Here is a 16,828-nt window from a genome sequence, read left to right as displayed (position 1 = left end):
TGCCCCTACTCCAACGTGTTCAAAAACATGATGGCCAGCGTCAGCCATGCAAAGCCAAGTGCGTGAAAGGCGGTACTTTCCGCCATTTTCAGGCGGTCATAGAAGGGGATGGCGCTTTTGCCGCCCCCACCCGCGCCCTGCCGTGTCCATTTTTGCCGGTCCAGCCGGAACAGGACGAATGTCTTGATGATCGCGCCCGCCACCTGCCCGAAATACAGGATGAACGGATGGGTGACCGGGAACCATTCGCGATTGAAGACCGCGATATAGGTGCAGAACATGTACCGGGTCAGCATCACCCAGCTGATATACAGCGGGATGATGATCGGCGTACCCAGCAGCGCGGTGATGATCACCGAAGTCGGCCCCACCAGTGTGGTCCAGCAGCTCACCCGCTGATCCAGGATCGACCACCACGTGAAAAAGCCCATGTCGCGGGGGCCCATGGCAATCGCGCGGCCGTTGGTGCGCATCATGTTCCCGAACCAGCGCACCATCAGAGTCTTGGCACTGTCGTAGAATGTGTCGCGCGGCTGGGTCTCATAGCTGCGGCTTTGCACATCCGGCAGGTACGCCGTCTCGAACCCGCGGCTCAGCAGCCAGAACCAGGTCGACTTGTCATCGCCCGTCAGAAAGTTCACCCGGCCCAAGCGCCAGTGATCCAGATAATCCTGCCCCACCGCCCGCACGAATGTCGGGTCCGTGGCCAGATCCGCGCGAAACACGCTCATCCGCCCGGTCAGGGTCAGCACCCGGTTCGACAGGCCCATCGAACACATCATCACCTGCCGCTGGTTAAAGCGCAGCGTGAACCAGTCCTTGAACGCCCCCTCGCGGTCGATGATGGCGGCCTCGTCCGTGGTCAGCGCACCGGTCTTGGGATCGGTAAAGACGGGCGCAGACCGGGCCCAGATGTCCTCGGGCACCAGCGTGTCCCCGTCGACAAACACCATGATGTCGTTATGCGTCGGTGAAAAGCTGGCCAGGATGCGCAGCGCCTGGCTCATGGCGTCGCGCTTGCCGTTCGACTTGATCCGGTCGATCACCAACGCCACGTGATTTGGGTCGATGTTCATCGCCCGGTAGATGTCGCGGATCAGCCGCTCATCCATCCCGTCCACCACGGAGGCCACAATGGTCGCCCCATCCCGCGCCGCCATCGCCGCCCGAAAGATCGAGCGGTAGACAGGCAGCGTCGTGTCCTGATCCACCATGTAACTGGTGACCATGAAAAAGCAGTGATGCCGCGCCCGGCTCTGGGCAAAGCGCGCATCCCGCGCCTTGCGCCAGCGCGGATAGACCCGCAGCTTGAAGACAAGCGCCCGCGAGAAGTTGAGCACAGCCCAACTGTAGCGCCAGATCCCCAGCGCGCCGATGATCAGGACGGTGCCTTTCGCGCCCTGCATGTCCCCCAGGAACCCCTGGGGGGTCACGCACAAGAGCAGCACCGCCACCGAAAAATAGGCCAGATGTGTCAATGCCATCAGCACGGACGCACACTCCCCTCCGGGCGGTTTACCAGCAGATGCCTTGGTACTGGCTGTTGGATGTCATCTCGCGGTTGAGACGGGTCAGATCGACAACGGGCCTCTGCTCAGCCGCAGATTTCAGCCGCTCGACCGTGTCCTTGTAGAGGTTGCCCACAAGCACAGTGCCCGAGCCTTCGATCAGCTCATCCAGATCCGCGACCATCCGGTCCTCAAGATCCGGCACCTCTTCGTTGCCGCGGCCTGCACCGGGCGTGCCGGTGTCATAGGCTTCCTGCACGAACGGGTCATACACGTTGACCTCGACACCCTTGTCGATCAGCCGCGCGGCCAGCGAAATCAGCGGGCTCTCCCGCAGATCATCCGTGCCCGGCTTGAACGAGATCCCGACAAAGCCGACCTTCTTGGTGCCGCTGTCGATGACCATCTGCTCGGCCTTGGCAATCTGCGCCTCGTTCGCATCCAGAACCGCGTTCAGAATGTGCGCGGGCGTGCCAGTGCTGTTGGCCAGATAGCGCAGCGCGCGCACGTCCTTGGGCAGGCACGAGCCGCCAAAGGCAAAACCGGGGCGCATGAAATAGGGGCTCATCGCGATCTTGTCGTCCGAGCACAGGATCTCCATCACGGTCTGCCCGTCGATGCCGCTCGCCTTGGCGATGTTGCCGATCTCGTTGGCAAAGGTCACCTTGACCGCCCGCCACGTGTTCGACGTGTATTTCACCATCTCGGCGGTGCGAATATCCACCTGGTGCATCTCGCAGGGCAGATCCTTGTTCAGACCCTCCAGAATGTGGCGCGTGCCCTCATCCAGATAGCCAAACACGATCAGGCCGGGATCATAGTAATCCGCAATCGCCGTGCTCTCGCGCAGGAACTCGGGGTAATAACCCACACCGAAATCCTTGCCCGCAACCTTGCCCGAATACCGCTCCAGCGTCGGAATGCAGGCTTCGGTGGTCGACCCCGGCACGATCGTCGATCGCACCACGACCGCATGGTAGATCGACTTGTCCCCCAATGCCGCGCCGATGCTTTCGCACACGGAGGTGACATAGCTCAGACCGACGGACCCGTCGGGTGCGGACGGCGTGCCGACACAGATGAACGATGCGTCGGTGTCCAGCACGGCCTGGGCGAAATCGTCCGTGGCGCGCAGTTTTCCCGATGCAACGACCTCTGCCACCAATGCGTCGATACCTTCTTCGACGATTGGGCTTTGGCCCGCGTTGATTGCTTTGATTTTTCCCAGATCGACATCGACCGCAATGACGTCATGCCCGTCGCGTGCCAAACACGCTGCGGAAACAACACCCACGTAGCCAATGCCAAAGACGCTAATCTTTGCCATTTCTGCTTTGCCTCAACGTACCCCCGGTTCTTTGCCTGGGGCTTCATTACTTTCTTCTATGCCTCTCACGCCCATAAGCGGGAAAGCGCCACATCCGGACACGCCCAAAAAACCCGAACGGCTGTGGTAATTCTGTCACGACAGTCACCCGTTTTTCCGCAGAGAGGTGAACGCAACCCGCCTTCCTGTGCAAAATATGCCAAAGGCAAGCGCCACAAAAACACGGCATCAAACGCCGGATCTGTCATCAAATGCCCAAATCAGCAGTCCGCAAGTAACGGGAAAACGAGGCAAATGCAGGTAATCAAGATGTGCAGCATGCTGGTCGCATGCACCGCATTGGGCGGCTGTTTGTCCGTGATCGAGCAGAACATCACGCGCTTGGCCAGCGACACAGGCGCGTTCGGCAATCCCTCTGTGCCACAGGGCTACACCCGCAATTTCAGCCCGGCACCCCACAACTTCCGCTACGGCCTCAGAACGGCAGGCGACCCCGTGCGCTACGGGGACCGCTCCGAACGGTTCGAACTGCGCAACGGCGATTGCGGCGGCTCCGATTGCCTTGAGCCCCGCTCGCGGGCCGAGATTCGGATGACCGATGACATCAATCCGGCGCGGGTCGGTCAGGACACCTGGTACAGCTACAGCTTCTACAACGCCACCGTCCCCTCCTTTACCAAAGAAAACTCCCTCCGACTGGTCTTTGGCCAATGGACCGTCGGCGGCGACAACCGGCCCGTGTTCCGGTTCCTGCAGCTTGGCACGGACGAAGGCGACTTTGACGCATGCGACCCCTCCATCTGCGCCGAAACTGGGGCGGCCAGTGGCGATCTGGTGGTCCACCTCAGCGACATCGCAAACGCCCGCGGCTGGGGATCGGCGCAGAATGATGGCTACGTCTGCCGCCTGTTCGATATGCAGGCAAAGCGCGGCACGTGGGTCGACATCACCGTGAACACCAATTTCGGCACCGGCCCTGACGGCTATCTCAGGGTCTGGGTCGATGACACGCTGAAATGCGACTATTCCGGCCCGCTGGTCAGCCCGCAAACCGCTGGCTCATCCACCACGCCGCATCACCGGCGCGGCGTGTTTTCCACATGGCACAAACGGTGGGACAAGGCGACGAACAACGCCCCCAAGCCAAACCTGATCGTGTACTATGATGAATTCAGGGCAGGACGGTCACATTTTGAAACCGACATCCGCTTTTCAATCGCGTCGGGCTCGCAACCCGTCGACTAAGCCTTGATGTTGACGGTGGTGCCGTCGACAAAGCTCACGGTGACCACATCACCGTCGACCGACACAGCCCCCTGCCCCGCCATCGCGCCATTGCTGCGGGCAAACCGCAGGGCACCGGATTGACCCAACACCGCGTGGGCGTCCTGTCCAGGTTCCACGTCGATGGTCTTGACGCTTTGGTCTTTCAAGCAGCGCATGGCATCGTCCTCGTCAGCAGCCTCGTGCAACGGTCGTTTGGCATCCGTACACACTCGTCCCTATGCGACCTTCCCAGGTGCCGCACAGGACGTTTCCCCGTGAAGTTGATACCGCGTTCCGGGCCTTTCTGGCAAGAGTTGGGCACAATTCGGGCGGAATTGGGCACAGTTCAGGGACTAAGATGCTATTTTTGACGCCGCCGATACAGTCTCTGCACAACCATTTTTGTGCCGGATCCGGCTGACCTACGGCACCGTACCCAAGGCACCGCAGGTGGCGTTTTCACGGCTGGTCATGCCCGCAAACTCGCAAAAACAGACCCTAACAAGGGCAAATGGCCGCTGGCTCCAGAAACCGGGTTTCGCCACGAAACCTAGGGCGCTTCCAGCAGCCGCCGGATTTCCTCGATCAGACTGTCCATCAGCTCGGCATCGACAGCGGAGCCCGCGATCCGGATGACATACCCCGATGAATCGCTCTCTTTGCGCAGGGTGATCCCGTTGGACAGCTGCAGCGTGTCGTTGCCATGCCAGCCGGGCTTGGGCACCTTCAGCTTGGGCCGCCCCCCGCGCGCCGTGACCTTCGGGCCGTTCTCAAACTCCGGCAGCACAGCTTCCAGCAGGGCCCATTCACTCTCCGGGTCGGTCCCCTGCCCCGTCGCCAGAACCTCGCGCAGCCGGTCCTCGCCGCCCGCCCGCAACGCCGCCGACAGCCGTAGCCCTTCCTTCTCCTTGATCCGCTCCGGGAACACCAGCAGGTCGCCCAGCTCCTCAAAGATCAGGGCAAAGGACCGGATCTTGGACCGCTTCGCCTTCGAAGCGACAGGAAACATCGCGTTGACGGCCCCTTCGGTGTTCTCAAACGCACCCTGCTGCGCCGCGATCACCGCGATGCGCCCACGCTCGTAGTGGCTCAGCGACGCGCGCACCTCGTTCTCTTCCACCATGGCGGCAAAGCGGTCGGCGTCGGCCTTTGGCTGCCGGAGGATCGCGCGGATGCTGTCATAGGGGCCGGAGCCATGCAGGGCGCGCAGGTTCTGGACGGCCATGTAGCGGCGGTAGCCCGACAGCAGACCATAGGCCGGCGCGCCGTCCGCCTGCTCTTCGAGGGCGAAGATCTCGATGGGCAGCCGCACCCCGTTGGCGGCGATGGACAGCTGCAGCTCGGTCAACTCGTCCTGCTCCAGCATGCTGCGGTCACGGATCATGGCGTCGGGTTTGACTTGATCCAGCGGCACGTCCAGCAGGATCAGGCCCTGCTCCTCCGCATCCCGCAGACGGGTGGCATCGGCCTTGTCGCGGGCCTGTTCGGCGCGGGTGGCGGGATCACCAAAGCTCAGCTCTCCGGCCGTCTCCGCCGCCACCTGGGCAATCGGGGCCGCGGCGCGCGGCGGAGGGGAGGTTTCGCGGCGAAACTCCTCTTCGATCTGGTTCATCTCAGCGGCCGTAGGGGCCTCAAGGCGTCTGCGCTTGGCCATGTCTTAACCCTCCCTCTGTTGCGGCTGCATCATCTGGCTGTCCCGCCACCACGTCCCCAGGATCACCTCCTTGACCTCGGCCCAGGTCTGGTCGAAGGCCTCGCGCCCCCGGACATAGGTGTCCCGGTTGAACTGGCGGTGGTCGGCCTCGTAGATGCCGTTCACCTGCTCGGCGGCCTGCCCGACCATGGCCGTCAGATCCTGCCGGTAGGTGGCCATGAAATCCCCGAAATAGGCCTGGATCACGTTGGCCAGATCGGTCTGCTGGGAGGCGTCAAAGCGGGTGATGAGAGTGCGCACGGCGTCCCATTCAAACTTCATCTCCGGCAGCCCGTCGCGGCGGCGCACGCTGTTCTCGCCGTCCTCGATGGAGGCGAAGGTCGAGTAGAGCATGTCGAAGAAGCGGCCCGTGGAATCGAACTCGAGGAAGCTGGCGCCAAGGGGCACGACGAGGATGTCGGCGGCGGCCAGGGCGTTGATCGTCAGGTAGCCGAGGGCAGGGGGGGTATCGAGCAGGATGATGTCGTAATCGTCAAGAATTCCCTCGCTGTCGAAGGCGTTCGTGAGCGCGTCCCAGAGGGGCCACGACCGGCTTTGCAGGCGCCAGACGGGCACCTGAAACTCGGCCCAGTAGAGGTTCAGCTGAGCGCCGATCAGGTCGATATTGGGCCAGTGCGTGGACTGGATGAGGTTTCGCGGCGAAACCTCCAGGGCTTCTGTTAACGTTTCGTCAAAGGGCAGTGCGGTGCCCCCCTGCGCCTGCCGGATGGCGTTTTCGCCCTGCATGTGGCGGGCGAAATCCTTGGCCATGAGCGGGAAGGCTGTCTGCCATTCATCCTCGACCTGACCGCCCATGATGGAGGTCATAGAGCCCTGGCTGTCAAGGTCGACGACCAGAACCTTGTAGCCATCAAGCGCCGCACTCATCGCGAGGTGGGCGCAGGTGCTGGTCTTGCCCACGCCGCCCTTGAAATTGGCGACGGCCACGATCTTGGCGGGCAGGCCCTCGGGGCGCCAGGATTTGTATTCCTTGTTCGCGGCCCCCTCGGCAGCGAAGTGATCGCGCAGCGCCATGATGTCCTCAAGGGTGAACCACTTGGTGTTTCCCTCACCAGTGCCCTGGGGCAGGTCCGGATTGGCCTTGAGCACGCGCCGGAGATGCGCGGGGGCAACGGGCAGCAGGTAACGGCACACCTCCCATGTGGAGAAACTCCGTAGACGCTTGCGCCCATCGGGGGCATAGCCGCGCCGCGCCAGATCATCGCGCCCCTTGGCCCCGAAGGCGGCAGCCTTGGCGAATCGCGCGGTATCTATAGGATCGGACAGGCGGGACGCGGCGGTGGCCGGGTCGATGTTGAAGTAGGGCGGCATGTGGGGTTTGCTCGGGGACGTCATGGAACCTCGGGGATGTGCGCGTCTTTTGGCGACTTAGGATATTTTATCGCACATGATGGATGTAAAGTGAATCCATCGTACGGTAAATTCACCCATTCTTAGGACTCGAAAAGAAGAACACGTCCAAAAAGATTGAAGAATCTTTCAGGACTTTAGAGTCTTTTCCTAAAAATACCTATTTAAATTCAAGGGGGTAAGTTCATTCAGGTGCCGGTCTGCGGGATGAAAGGCACCCTTATGCGGGACCAGAGGCGCCAGTCTACGGGACAAGAGGTGCCGATTCGCGTGGTATGGGGCACCCAGAGTCGGGATGCAGCGTATTAGACCCTAAGTGGGCGATTTAGACGCTCACCCTCAGAGCACCTATCCCGTATTCGGGTGCCTAAACCTTCCGGCTTGCGCCAAAGGCACCCCTTTGCGGGACGCCAGACCGCCACCAAACAGGCACCTTGAGCGGACTTGTCTGCGGGTGCCTTTCGGGGGATACTGTTGGCAATCAATAAGGCGAGCAGCCATGCAGGACATCGACCGGGAGAAGCTGAGCGGAGCGCTGCGGCGCAGTGCCGTCAAAAAGCATGTCGCGGCCATTCACGTGTCGGGCAAGCTGACGCTGCTCCAGCGCAAGTTGTCGAACGTGTTGCTGCTGAACGCCTATGACACGCTGACCAGCCAGGCCACACATGTCATCGATGCGCGCACCTTGTGCATGATGATCGGCTATAATTCGAACGACATGGACACGTTGAAACAGTCGCTGCGGGGGCTGGCCGAGACGGTGGCGGAATGGGACATGCTGGATGCGAAGGGGCAACAGGAATGGGGGGTTTCGAGCCTGCTTTCCTATGCCAAGCTGAAGGGGGGTGTGTGTGAATACGCGTATTCCCCGGCGCTGGCGGAAAAGCTGAACGACCCCAAGGTGTTTGCCCTGATCAACCTGAACATCCAGCGCCGGTTCACGTCCGGTCATGCGCTGGCGCTTTATGAGAACTGTTACCGGTTTGTGCGGACAGGCAGCACGGGGTGGTGGGACCTGGGCCTGTTCCGGCGCCTAATGGGGGTGGGCGACAGTGCCTATTACGAGACCTACAAGCATCTGAACGCCAAGATCATCAAGCCCGCGGTGGCGGAGGTGAACAAGTCGTCGAACATCATCCTGACGCCCGAGATCCGCAAGCGGGGCAGGGCGGTCAGCGACATCCGGTTCAAGATCAAGGAGAACCCGCAGCTGGCGATTCTGGATCTGGACGACGGGGAGGGGGTGCGCAACGCGCCGGTCTATGCCCGGCTGCGCGCGCTGGGGGTCAGCGACCGGTTGGCGCGCCAGTGGGTGGCCGAGCATGGGGAGGACCATGTGGCCGCCAAGATGGACTACGTGGCGGGCCAGCACGGCGTGCGCAATCCGGTGAGTTACCTGACAGCCGCGATGCAGGCCGATTACGAGGCCCCTACGGCGCCTGTGACATCGGATCGGGCTGCCCGGCTGAAGGTGGTGCAGGATCTGGTGGCGGGGCGCAGTCCAACCCAGCGCGATGCAGACAAGCGGTTGTTTCTGAGCCAGCTTGACGGGGCCGCCCGCGATGATTTCGAGCGTCATGGCTGGATGTCGGCGCTGAATGCGCAGGCCATCCGCGCGTTCTGGGAGGACCTGGTGCCCGGGGCGTTTGACGGGGTTTAGCCCTTGCCCTTGCGCTGGTCCGATTTGGGGCGGAAGACGCGGCCTTCCTTTTCGATTTCGCGGCGGATGCCGAGTTCGAGGTCGCGCAGTTGCAGGGTGGTTTCACCGCGTGCCGCCGCCTCGATCGCGGCGAATTGGGCGACGTTTACGATCCCCCCACCGGTGAGTTCGTAGCCGTTGATGGCGTCGATCATGGCGGCCCGGTCGGGGGCCGGGCCGCAGTCGGGCAGGGCCCTGTCCCAGATGGCGGCGCGTTCGGGCGGGGCCGGTTCGGGAAAGCGGATGATCGAGTTGAATCGCCGCAGGAAGGCGTCGTCGATATTGGCCCGCAGGTTTGAGGCGAGGATGCAGAGCCCGTCGAACTCCTCGACCCGTTGCAGGAGGTACGACACCTCCTGGTTGGCATAGCGGTCGTGGCTGTCCTTGACCGCGGTGCGTTTGCCAAAGAGCGCGTCGGCTTCGTCGAAGAACAGGATCCAGTCGCGGCGCTGTGCGGCCTGAAAGAGTGTGGCGAGGTTCTTTTCCGTCTCGCCCACGTATTTCGAGACGATGGCCGAGAGGTCGACCCGGTAGACGGCCCGCCCGGTGGAGCGGCCCAGAAGGGTGGCGGCAAAGGTCTTGCCCGTGCCGGAGGAGCCGTGAAAGAGCGCGCGGTAGCCTTGGCGCAGGCGTGGGCCAAAGCCCCAGTCGCTGGCCAGCTTTTTCTCGTGCCGGGTCCAGCGCAGCAGCTCGTCCAGTTGTTCGCGGGTGGCGGGGGGCAGGACGAGGTCGTCCCAGGCCAGTTGGGTGCGGATGCGCCGGGCCGGGAAGGCGGCGGAGAAGGGCGGCGCCTCGGCTGCGCCGAGCGTGAGCCGGTCGGCCCAGTCGCGTGCCATGACGAGGCGCCCCGCGAGGGCGGGCGCGCCCTCTTCGGGTGTTTCGAGCCGCAGGATGCCCGTGAGGGCGAACCAGTGGTCGGGGCGAAAGAGGCGCTGCACCTCGAACCTTCCTTCGAGGTCGGCATCGGCGAGCAGGTAGGCCGCCGTTTGGCCCGTGGGCAGGAAGGTGCGCGATCCGTCATGCCGGATGCCGCCGATTTCGGGGAAATCCCCCTGTTGCGACAGGGCTGCGCGAATTTCACGGTCGAGCAGCATGGGCATGGCGTGCGGGGCCAGCGCGAGCAGGAGGCAGATGTATTCGGCAAAGCTGGGCCGCCGGTCGCGGATGAGGTTGCCCAGTTCCGATCCGTCATCGAAGAAGTCGATGGCGATGGCACCGTCCGGGGCGATGTCGTCCCCCTTGATTCGCGCCTTGATCAGCCGGGCCAGCAGGGTGAACGCCTCTTCGAGGTTGGCGGTGTTGTCGGCGCCCAGATCCTCGGGGCCGTGCGTGGGGCGGTTCACAGGCGAATGTCTCCGGCTTTGAGGGCGTTGTAGGTGTTGTCGACATAGCGTTTGCGGGTGTTGGCGTGGTCATCGCCGCCATGGGCGATCAGCTCGGCCTTGACCTTGGTGTAGAGCCGCGAGCGCATGTTGGCGCGCGAGCTGAACGGGGATTTGGCGATGAGGTGGGTGGTGACGAAATGGGTGGTGACGCCGCCATGCCCCGAGATGCCCGCGAGGATCTGGCTGGTGCTGCCCTCGGCGATGCTGGGCGCCTTGGCTGTTGCGGTGAGGGGCGGCTTTTCGGGCATGGTGATGGTGTCCTGGCCAAGCGTCTTTTTCTGCCGGAAATTCTTGCCGTTCTTTTCCGACAGGCCCCATTTGACGGTGATGGATTTGGGGAAGCGGTTGACGGGGGCGGCGGCCGACCAGAAGGTCGCGTCGGCCTTGTAGAACATCGGGTCTTCGCTTTTGGCCTGTTGCGATTTGGCCTGCGCCTCGACCCCGGTGCGCATCTTGCTGTTCATCTTTTGGGTGATGGGCACGAGGTTCTTGTTTTCACCCGGACCGTGCAGGTTGTCGTTGAGCAGGTGGCCGCGCACCCAGAGGTTCATGCGTTTGCCCTTGGCATCGGTATCGATCAGGGTGGCGTGGGTCCATTCGGGGCTGACGGCGGAGGATTTGGGTGCGGAGCCCTTGGTGTTGCCTTCAAGCCGTGTGAGCGGGAGGGCGTAGGCCGATTTGGTCGAGCCGTCGGTGAATTTGACCTGTGTCTGTTCCTCGGCGGCGGATCCGAGATTGGTCTGGCGTAAGGTGTCCCTGACCGTGTCGAGCGCGGAGCGGAATTTTGCCTCTTCGGCGTTGATCTGCGATTTCTTGGCGTTCTTGGTGATCAGTTTCTGAAGTGCGGCCTCGTGCTTGAGGACGGTGCCGTATTGCTTGAGCGCCTTTTTGAAGAGCGCCTTGTCGCCGGCGTCGTCGGCCTCCTTGATCTTTTTGTTAAGAAATTTTTTCACCGGGCTGGGCTTGGACGCGATCCACAGATCGGCGCCCGCGCCGCTGCCCTTGTAGTAGAGCTCGTGCGACCCGCCGTCCTTGGAGGTGAAGGGCCGCTTGGCCTTCCACCATTTCAGGATCTTGTCCTTGACCTTTTTGGCGCCTTCCTTGGTCTTGCCCCAGAGCTTTTTGGCGAAGGCCACGATGCGGTCGATGAGCGCGTCGATCATCTTGTTGATGGGCGCGGTGATCTTGGCGATCACGCCCTGCACGGCTTCGCCGATGTTGCCCAAGCCGATGGCGGAGGCCACGAAGGAGATGACGACGGGCAGGGACCGCGCCATCGCGTCCTCGACCGCTTTGGCCGCGGGGCCGAGCACACCTGCGGCGATGTTTGAAATGGCGCTGTAGACGCTGAGCACGAAGGTCTTGATCCGTTCGAAATTGTCGATCAGCCAGAACACCAGATCCGCCAGCAGCTTGAGCGCCTTGACCAGTGCGGAGGCGGGGTTCAGCAGGCTGAGCAGCCATATGATCCCCTCCTTGATCACGTTGGTGATGGCCCAGCCCTTGATCCCGTCGATGACCGTCTGTTTGAGGTTGGCGAGCTTGGCCTTGACCTCTTCCCAGAGGCCGCTGAAATCCTTGTCGATCAGCTTTTTCACCAGTGCGAAACCGGCTTCGACGAGGTCGAAGATCTTGGCCGCCTTCGGGAATTTCTTGATCACGCGGGATTTGATGTTGTCGTAGGTGATGCCCAGGATCTGGGCCACCAGGCTGAAGATGCCCTTGATGTCCCATTTGTCGGGCAGGGTGATCGGCACGGTGGACAGCGCCCCAGTCAGCCACTGAATGGCCCCGGTCTTGAAATGCTGGCCGAACCGTTCGGCAAAGCCGCGCACGCCCATGCCGACGGCGGTCATCACGTTGTTGATGAACTTGCCGGGTGCCTTCAGGATCGCGGCCACCTGCGATTTCGCCCGGTCCATGAAGTCAAAGATCGGCTGCGGGTCGATCCCGGCGATTTCACAGGCGGTTTCGACGGCAATGCGGGCGGCCCCCGCAAAATCACCCGTCATCAGCGCCCCGGCCATGCGCACGGCACCTTTCAGGGCTGCCTTGAACTTGTCGAGGATTTCATTGAGCTTCTTGCCCAGCCAGTCGGCGGCGGCCTCGACGCCCGCGATGGCGCCGTCGGCTGCCGCGTTGACCCCGTCGACGGCGGTATCGACAACGCCGTCGATCCCCTCGTTCATGGATTTGGCGACATCGGGAAAGAAGGTGCCGACGGTCGTGTCGATCAGGCCCTTGGCAAAGGTGCGGAACCCTTCGAGGGCGGTGATGGCGGCGGCGCGGGCGGCGTTGATGATGCCGATGGCGAGATCCTTGGCCGCGTCGATGGCCGCCTTGACCAGCTTGCGCAGCCCGTCAAAGATCGCGTCGATGGCTTCGGTGATCTTGCTGACCACATCCTTGACGAAGCTGGCGGCGCGGTCGAGCAGGCCCTGTTTTTCCTTCTTTTCCTTGAGTTCCTTTTTCTTTGCGGCGGCTTTGGCCTCTTCGTCCTTTTTGTGCTGGCGGGCCTTTCCCTCGCCCTTGTCCAGTTCCTTGTCGGCCTTGCCTTCCTCGGTCTTGACGTCGTCGCGGATTTTCTTGGTGTCGTCGGTTTCGCGTTGGCCCGCGTCGGTGGCGAATTTGGCGACCCCGTCATAGGCCTGGCCGATGGCCTCGCCCTGTTTGCGGGCCACGTCGGTGCGCCCCGCCACCACGGCTTGCCGCTGCAGATCGTCCGCGTCGGTGTTGGCCTTTTCCGCGCGGCTTTCGGCTTCGGCCTCGCTGGCATCGCGGTCGGCGTCGCGTTTGCTGGCGGCGGCGACGGTTTCTGCGCGGGCGTCGGCCAGGTTTGCGTGCAGGTCTGGGGCGATCTTGGCATCTGCCGCATCGCGCACGTTTTGCGGCAGTTCGGCACCCACGTATTCGGCGGCCCCGTCATCGGGGGGGATGTCGGTGACCGGTTCGGTGGGTTCCCTTGACACGGTGGCGGTGCGTGTTTCGTCGACCTTGCGGGGCTGGATATTGCTTTGGCCCGGGTGGTTGCGGAAGGCCGCCGTCTGCTTGTCCCGTTCGCCGCGCAGTTTTTCGGTGCCCTCGGACCGTTGCCGCCCCATCTGGCCCAGATCGGCGTTGCCGGTCAGCGCGACCCGTTTGCGTGCGCCTGCGCCTGTGTTGATGCTGTCATCGCTGGTGCGGATGCTGGCCATGATGTTGGCGAACTGGTTGCGCAGCCAGTCGAGAAACCCGCCCTCGGGCTGTTTCTTGACCTTGTCGCGCATGGTCTTGGTGCTGGGGGCTGTGCCCTTTTCCTCGTAGGGATCGGGGGTGAGGTCGCCGTTTTCGGGGCCGGTGCCGTCGGCTGCGAGCGTGGTGTCGGCAGGTGTGGGAATGTCGGAAGGGGCGGTGAGTTCGGGGTTCAGTTCGCCCCCGGTTTGCGCCTTGAGCACAGGCGGGTTGTCGGCGGCGTCCGCCTTTTCGCCATCGGCCTTGGCGTTGAGCGTGCTGCCGACGGTGGGCGCGGTCATCGCCATCTGGCTGGGCCCGGCGTCGAGGAAGGACGTCATCGCCTGGTCGGAGGATCCTTCGAGCGTCAGCTTTTCGATCTTGGCGGGGGGTTCGACGGAGGCGTCGGGAGCCGGGGGCAGGTCGACGCCCACCTCTTCGGTTGAGGGTTGCAGCACGTCGCCGGGCAGTGGGGGCGGGGCGGCGTCGGCCTCGTCGGGGGTTAACTCGGCCTCGGGCGTGGGGTCTGCGCTGTCGGTCTGGGGGACGTCTTCGGGGCCGAGGCCGCCCAGATCATCGGACGCGCGGTCGGTTTCGATCAGCGGCACGTCGGGCAGGTCGACCTTGGCCGTGGGGTCAAAGAAGTGGTCCCAGAGCCGGGCGGGCAGCCATTTCTCCTCGACCTGGCCGCCGAGGTTGTCGTTGCCTGCGGTGTTGCCGTCGACCGTGCGGATCATGACCGCGTCAAAGGGTTTTCCGGCGGCGGTTTCCACGCTTTCGACGCCCGTGACGAGGGCCTGGTGGTGGGTGAACTTGTCGAGGCCGGGCCATTTCTGCCGGTAGGCGATGTCGCCCTTTTCCGGCAGCTTGTTGGGCGGGCGCGGTTCGACATGGGGCAGGATGCTTTTGCCCAGTTGCCAGGGCGGCAGCGGGATGCCCGCCTTGCGCAGCATGGACCAGGCGAAGATGCCGCACCAGTGCGGCAGCCCTCCGGGATCTTTCATGATCGGTTTCTGGATCACCGCCGGGCTGATCACGTCGCCGTCAAAGGCGCCGCGGAAGATCTCAAGCAGCCGTTCCCAGCCCTGGCGGTTGCCGTCCTCGTCCGTCAGCTTGGTGTTGATCTTGCCGATGTGCTGGCGGGCGTAGCCGATGGCGCGCAGGCTTTCTGGACGCGAGGCGACGGTGTCGCCTTCGGGGGCGCGTTGGGCGGGGGCGTTGTCGCTGAGTTCAATGGCGCCCTGTTGCAGCGTGTGGGCGACCTCGTGCGCGATGAGGTGGTCGCCGCGCTGGGTGCCGGGGGAAAAGCGGGTGGGCGAAAAGAAGATGTCGCGACCGGAGGCAAACGCCTTGGCGTTCAGCAGCTTGGTCATCAGGGCCGCGGGCGTGTCGGTGTGGATGCGCACGCCGGAGAGATCGGCACCGAGCCCCGCCTCCATCTTGCGCCGGGTGGGCTCGGGCAGGGGGTTGCCGCGCCCGCGCGCGGCCCGCAATTGCCGTTCCACGCGGGCCATCTGGATTGCGCGGGCGGAGGGCGGGGCACCCTGGGCGCGTGCCTGGACCTGCTCGTCCTCCGGCGCCATCTGCGCGTCGTCTTCCGCCATCTGTGCCTCTTCCGGCGCGGTCTGGACCTCGTCCTCGGCCATTTGGGCGTCTTCGGGGGCAGTTTGCACCTCCTCCTCCGCCATCTGGGCCTCTTCCGGGGCGGTTTGTGCCGTCTCTTCCTCGGCCATCTGGATGGGTTCGTCTTCGACGGTGGGGTAGTCGGGGCGCTGGACCGGTTCGTGTTCCTCGTATTGCGGGTCAGAGGCGCGGTCGTGCATGGCCTGGGCGGTGTCATCCTCCATCGCGCGTTGCACAACGGGTGTCATGCGGCTGGCGATGGGGCCGCCGCGGCTGAGAGGGCCGCGGCCATGCACGACGGCATCCGCCGCCTGATCGGCCTGCCGTTCGTGTTTGTCGCCGGGGCGGGAGACGTTCAGCTTGGCCTGCACGGCAGGGCCGCTGAAAAACGGGCCCTGCGGACGCCCGGACGCGCGACCGGTTTCGGTCTGCGACTGTATCCGGGCGGCGGTTTTCATATCCAGTCCACCTTGAGCGGGGCGGGCATCCACGGCAGCTTGATCACGCTGAGCGTCCAGGGCAGGCGGTCGAGCAGGATGTCGACGCCGCGCCGTTCGAGGGTCAGGCGCAGGGCATCCTCCGGCCCCTGCAGGAGACCACCACGTTGCAGGAAGGTTTCGCGCAGACCGGCGGGGGACATGTGGCCCACGCCCTTCCACGCCGCGATTGCAGCGTCGAGCATGCGGTCGGCTTCGGCGAGATGATCGGGGTCGAGCGGAGCAAGTGGCAGCACGGGCAGATCCGGGGGCACGGCGCAAAGAAGGCGCGGTATTCCGAGGTCGGGTTCTTCGCCTGCCTCATCGCCGGTGGCGATGGCGTGGAGCAGACGGGCTGCGGTCACTTGTGCGTCGGGACTGACGAAGTTGCGCCCCTCGGCAAGTCCGATGCCGGTGAAATAGGCGGAGAGGAATGGATGCAGCAGCACCAGTCCGGCATTGTCGCATTCGATGCCGTATGGTTCGGCGTTGGGGTCCGTGTCACGTGCCTTTTCCTTGCGTGTCGAGTTTTGGGAGGTGGGGTGTGCTGTCTCCAGCAGGCTGTCGATCTGATGGGCCAAGGTCTCTGCGCGCCCCGTGTCAGGGTTTTTTGTGCCTCTGGGGGCAGGGGAGAGGGTCGCCTTGATCGCGGCGGCCGGATCGGGAAACGCGGCGGTCAAAAGGCGCAGTGCCAAATTCGGCGGGGCGGTTGCAAAGAGGCGCAAGAGCACGGCAAGCCGCCCGGTGCGGGTTGAGGACAGCAGCAGGTCGCGGAAGTCCATGGCCGTGGGGCCATTGTCGGTTACGGCGTCGTACAGCGTGGCAAGATCCGGGAACGGGGCCTGTTGGCTGATCTGGCCCGTCGCGAGGTAGTGCATCAGCGTCCGCTGGGCCGACAGACCGCGCGTGAGCCGGTAGGCGCGGCCCGGTTCGGGCGTTTCAGGGTCGCTGTCGGTTCCGGTGCCGAGCGCTCCGGAATCGCGGGGCGTGTCGATCCTGACGCGATGCAGGGCCTTTTGCGTGGCGGCGGTCAGTCGGTCCAGATCGAAGTCGTCGGGGGCGAATGTGCCGAGGTCGACCACGAGCCTGTCGATGACAAGGATGTCATCGTCACCGGGCGATACCTCGGTCAGCGCCGTGTCGAGGGCGGCGGGCAGATCGTCTGCGCCTGCGGCATCCAGCCGGGTCCGCCACTGCAGAATGGCGGATTGGTCGGGCCCCGTGACCTGGAACCGCACGCAGCCGACCCGGTGCACATGCCGCCCCACGG

10 protein-coding genes are annotated in these 16,828 nt (G+C 63.8%); 2 read left to right on the top strand and 8 right to left on the bottom strand.

Going from position 1 to position 16,828, the window contains the following annotated elements:
• Nucleotides 1–5: 5 nt before the first annotated feature.
• Together FD715_RS20395 and FD715_RS20390 are read right to left on the bottom strand one after the other, a co-directional pair.
• On the bottom strand, nucleotides 6–1,484 hold the full coding sequence (locus FD715_RS20395) for a glycosyltransferase (RefSeq protein WP_147114443.1): 1,479 nt from the start codon (nucleotides 1,482–1,484) through the stop codon (nucleotides 6–8).
• Nucleotides 1,485–1,515: 31 nt separating this feature from the next.
• Nucleotides 1,516–2,835, bottom strand: coding sequence for a nucleotide sugar dehydrogenase (locus FD715_RS20390; RefSeq protein WP_147114440.1), 1,320 nt, complete (start codon nucleotides 2,833–2,835; stop codon nucleotides 1,516–1,518).
• A 318-nt stretch (nucleotides 2,836–3,153) separates the two neighbouring features.
• Here FD715_RS20390 and FD715_RS20385 point away from each other — a divergent pair, with 318 nt between their 5' ends.
• Nucleotides 3,154–4,080, top strand: coding sequence for a heparin lyase I family protein (locus FD715_RS20385; RefSeq protein WP_189799575.1), 927 nt, complete (start codon nucleotides 3,154–3,156; stop codon nucleotides 4,078–4,080).
• On the opposite strand, the gene FD715_RS20380 is transcribed toward FD715_RS20385, so the two are convergent.
• The 3 genes from FD715_RS20380 to FD715_RS20370 all read right to left on the bottom strand — a co-directional run bounded on the left by FD715_RS20380 (nucleotide 4,077) and on the right by FD715_RS20370 (nucleotide 7,150).
• Complete coding sequence (locus FD715_RS20380; RefSeq protein ID WP_147114433.1) at nucleotides 4,077–4,277, bottom strand: hypothetical protein; 201 nt, start codon at nucleotides 4,275–4,277, stop codon at nucleotides 4,077–4,079. The two genes, FD715_RS20385 and FD715_RS20380, sit on opposite strands and share 4 nt — an antisense overlap.
• A 374-nt stretch (nucleotides 4,278–4,651) precedes the next feature.
• A complete protein-coding gene (locus FD715_RS20375; protein WP_147114430.1) occupies nucleotides 4,652–5,755 on the bottom strand; it encodes a ParB N-terminal domain-containing protein in 1,104 nt (367 codons plus the stop codon).
• 3 nt (nucleotides 5,756–5,758) lie between these two features.
• Complete coding sequence (locus FD715_RS20370) at nucleotides 5,759–7,150, bottom strand: AAA family ATPase (RefSeq protein WP_147114427.1); 1,392 nt, start codon at nucleotides 7,148–7,150, stop codon at nucleotides 5,759–5,761.
• A gap of 514 nt (nucleotides 7,151–7,664) precedes the next feature.
• Between FD715_RS20370 and FD715_RS20365 the strand changes: the two genes are divergently transcribed.
• Nucleotides 7,665–8,825 carry a replication initiation protein gene (locus tag FD715_RS20365; protein ID WP_147114424.1) on the top strand — a complete coding sequence of 387 codons (1,161 nt, stop codon included), beginning with the start codon at nucleotides 7,665–7,667 and terminating at the stop codon, nucleotides 8,823–8,825.
• Here the strand turns inward: FD715_RS20365 and FD715_RS20360 are convergent.
• From FD715_RS20360 to FD715_RS20350, 3 genes are read right to left on the bottom strand one after another with little or no spacing between them, the layout of a single operon-like run.
• Nucleotides 8,822–10,207, bottom strand: a complete 1,386-nt coding sequence (locus tag FD715_RS20360) for an ATP-binding protein (RefSeq protein WP_147114421.1) — start codon at nucleotides 10,205–10,207, stop codon at nucleotides 8,822–8,824. The genes FD715_RS20365 and FD715_RS20360 overlap by 4 nt on opposite strands.
• A complete protein-coding gene (locus FD715_RS20355) occupies nucleotides 10,204–15,540 on the bottom strand; it encodes a DUF4157 domain-containing protein (protein ID WP_147114418.1) in 5,337 nt (1,778 codons plus the stop codon). Before FD715_RS20355 ends, FD715_RS20360 begins: the two co-directional genes overlap by 4 nt.
• On the bottom strand, nucleotides 15,537–16,826 hold the full coding sequence (locus FD715_RS20350; protein ID WP_147114415.1) for a contractile injection system tape measure protein: 1,290 nt from the start codon (nucleotides 16,824–16,826) through the stop codon (nucleotides 15,537–15,539). The genes FD715_RS20355 and FD715_RS20350 overlap by 4 nt, the downstream gene beginning before the upstream one ends.
• Nucleotides 16,827–16,828: the final 2 nt, after the last annotated feature.

Source organism: Tateyamaria sp. syn59 (assembly GCF_007995245.1).
Lineage (GTDB): Bacteria > Pseudomonadota > Alphaproteobacteria > Rhodobacterales > Rhodobacteraceae > Tateyamaria.
Note: the sequence above shows the minus strand (reverse complement) of the source record. Positions and strands in the feature narration are given on the sequence as shown.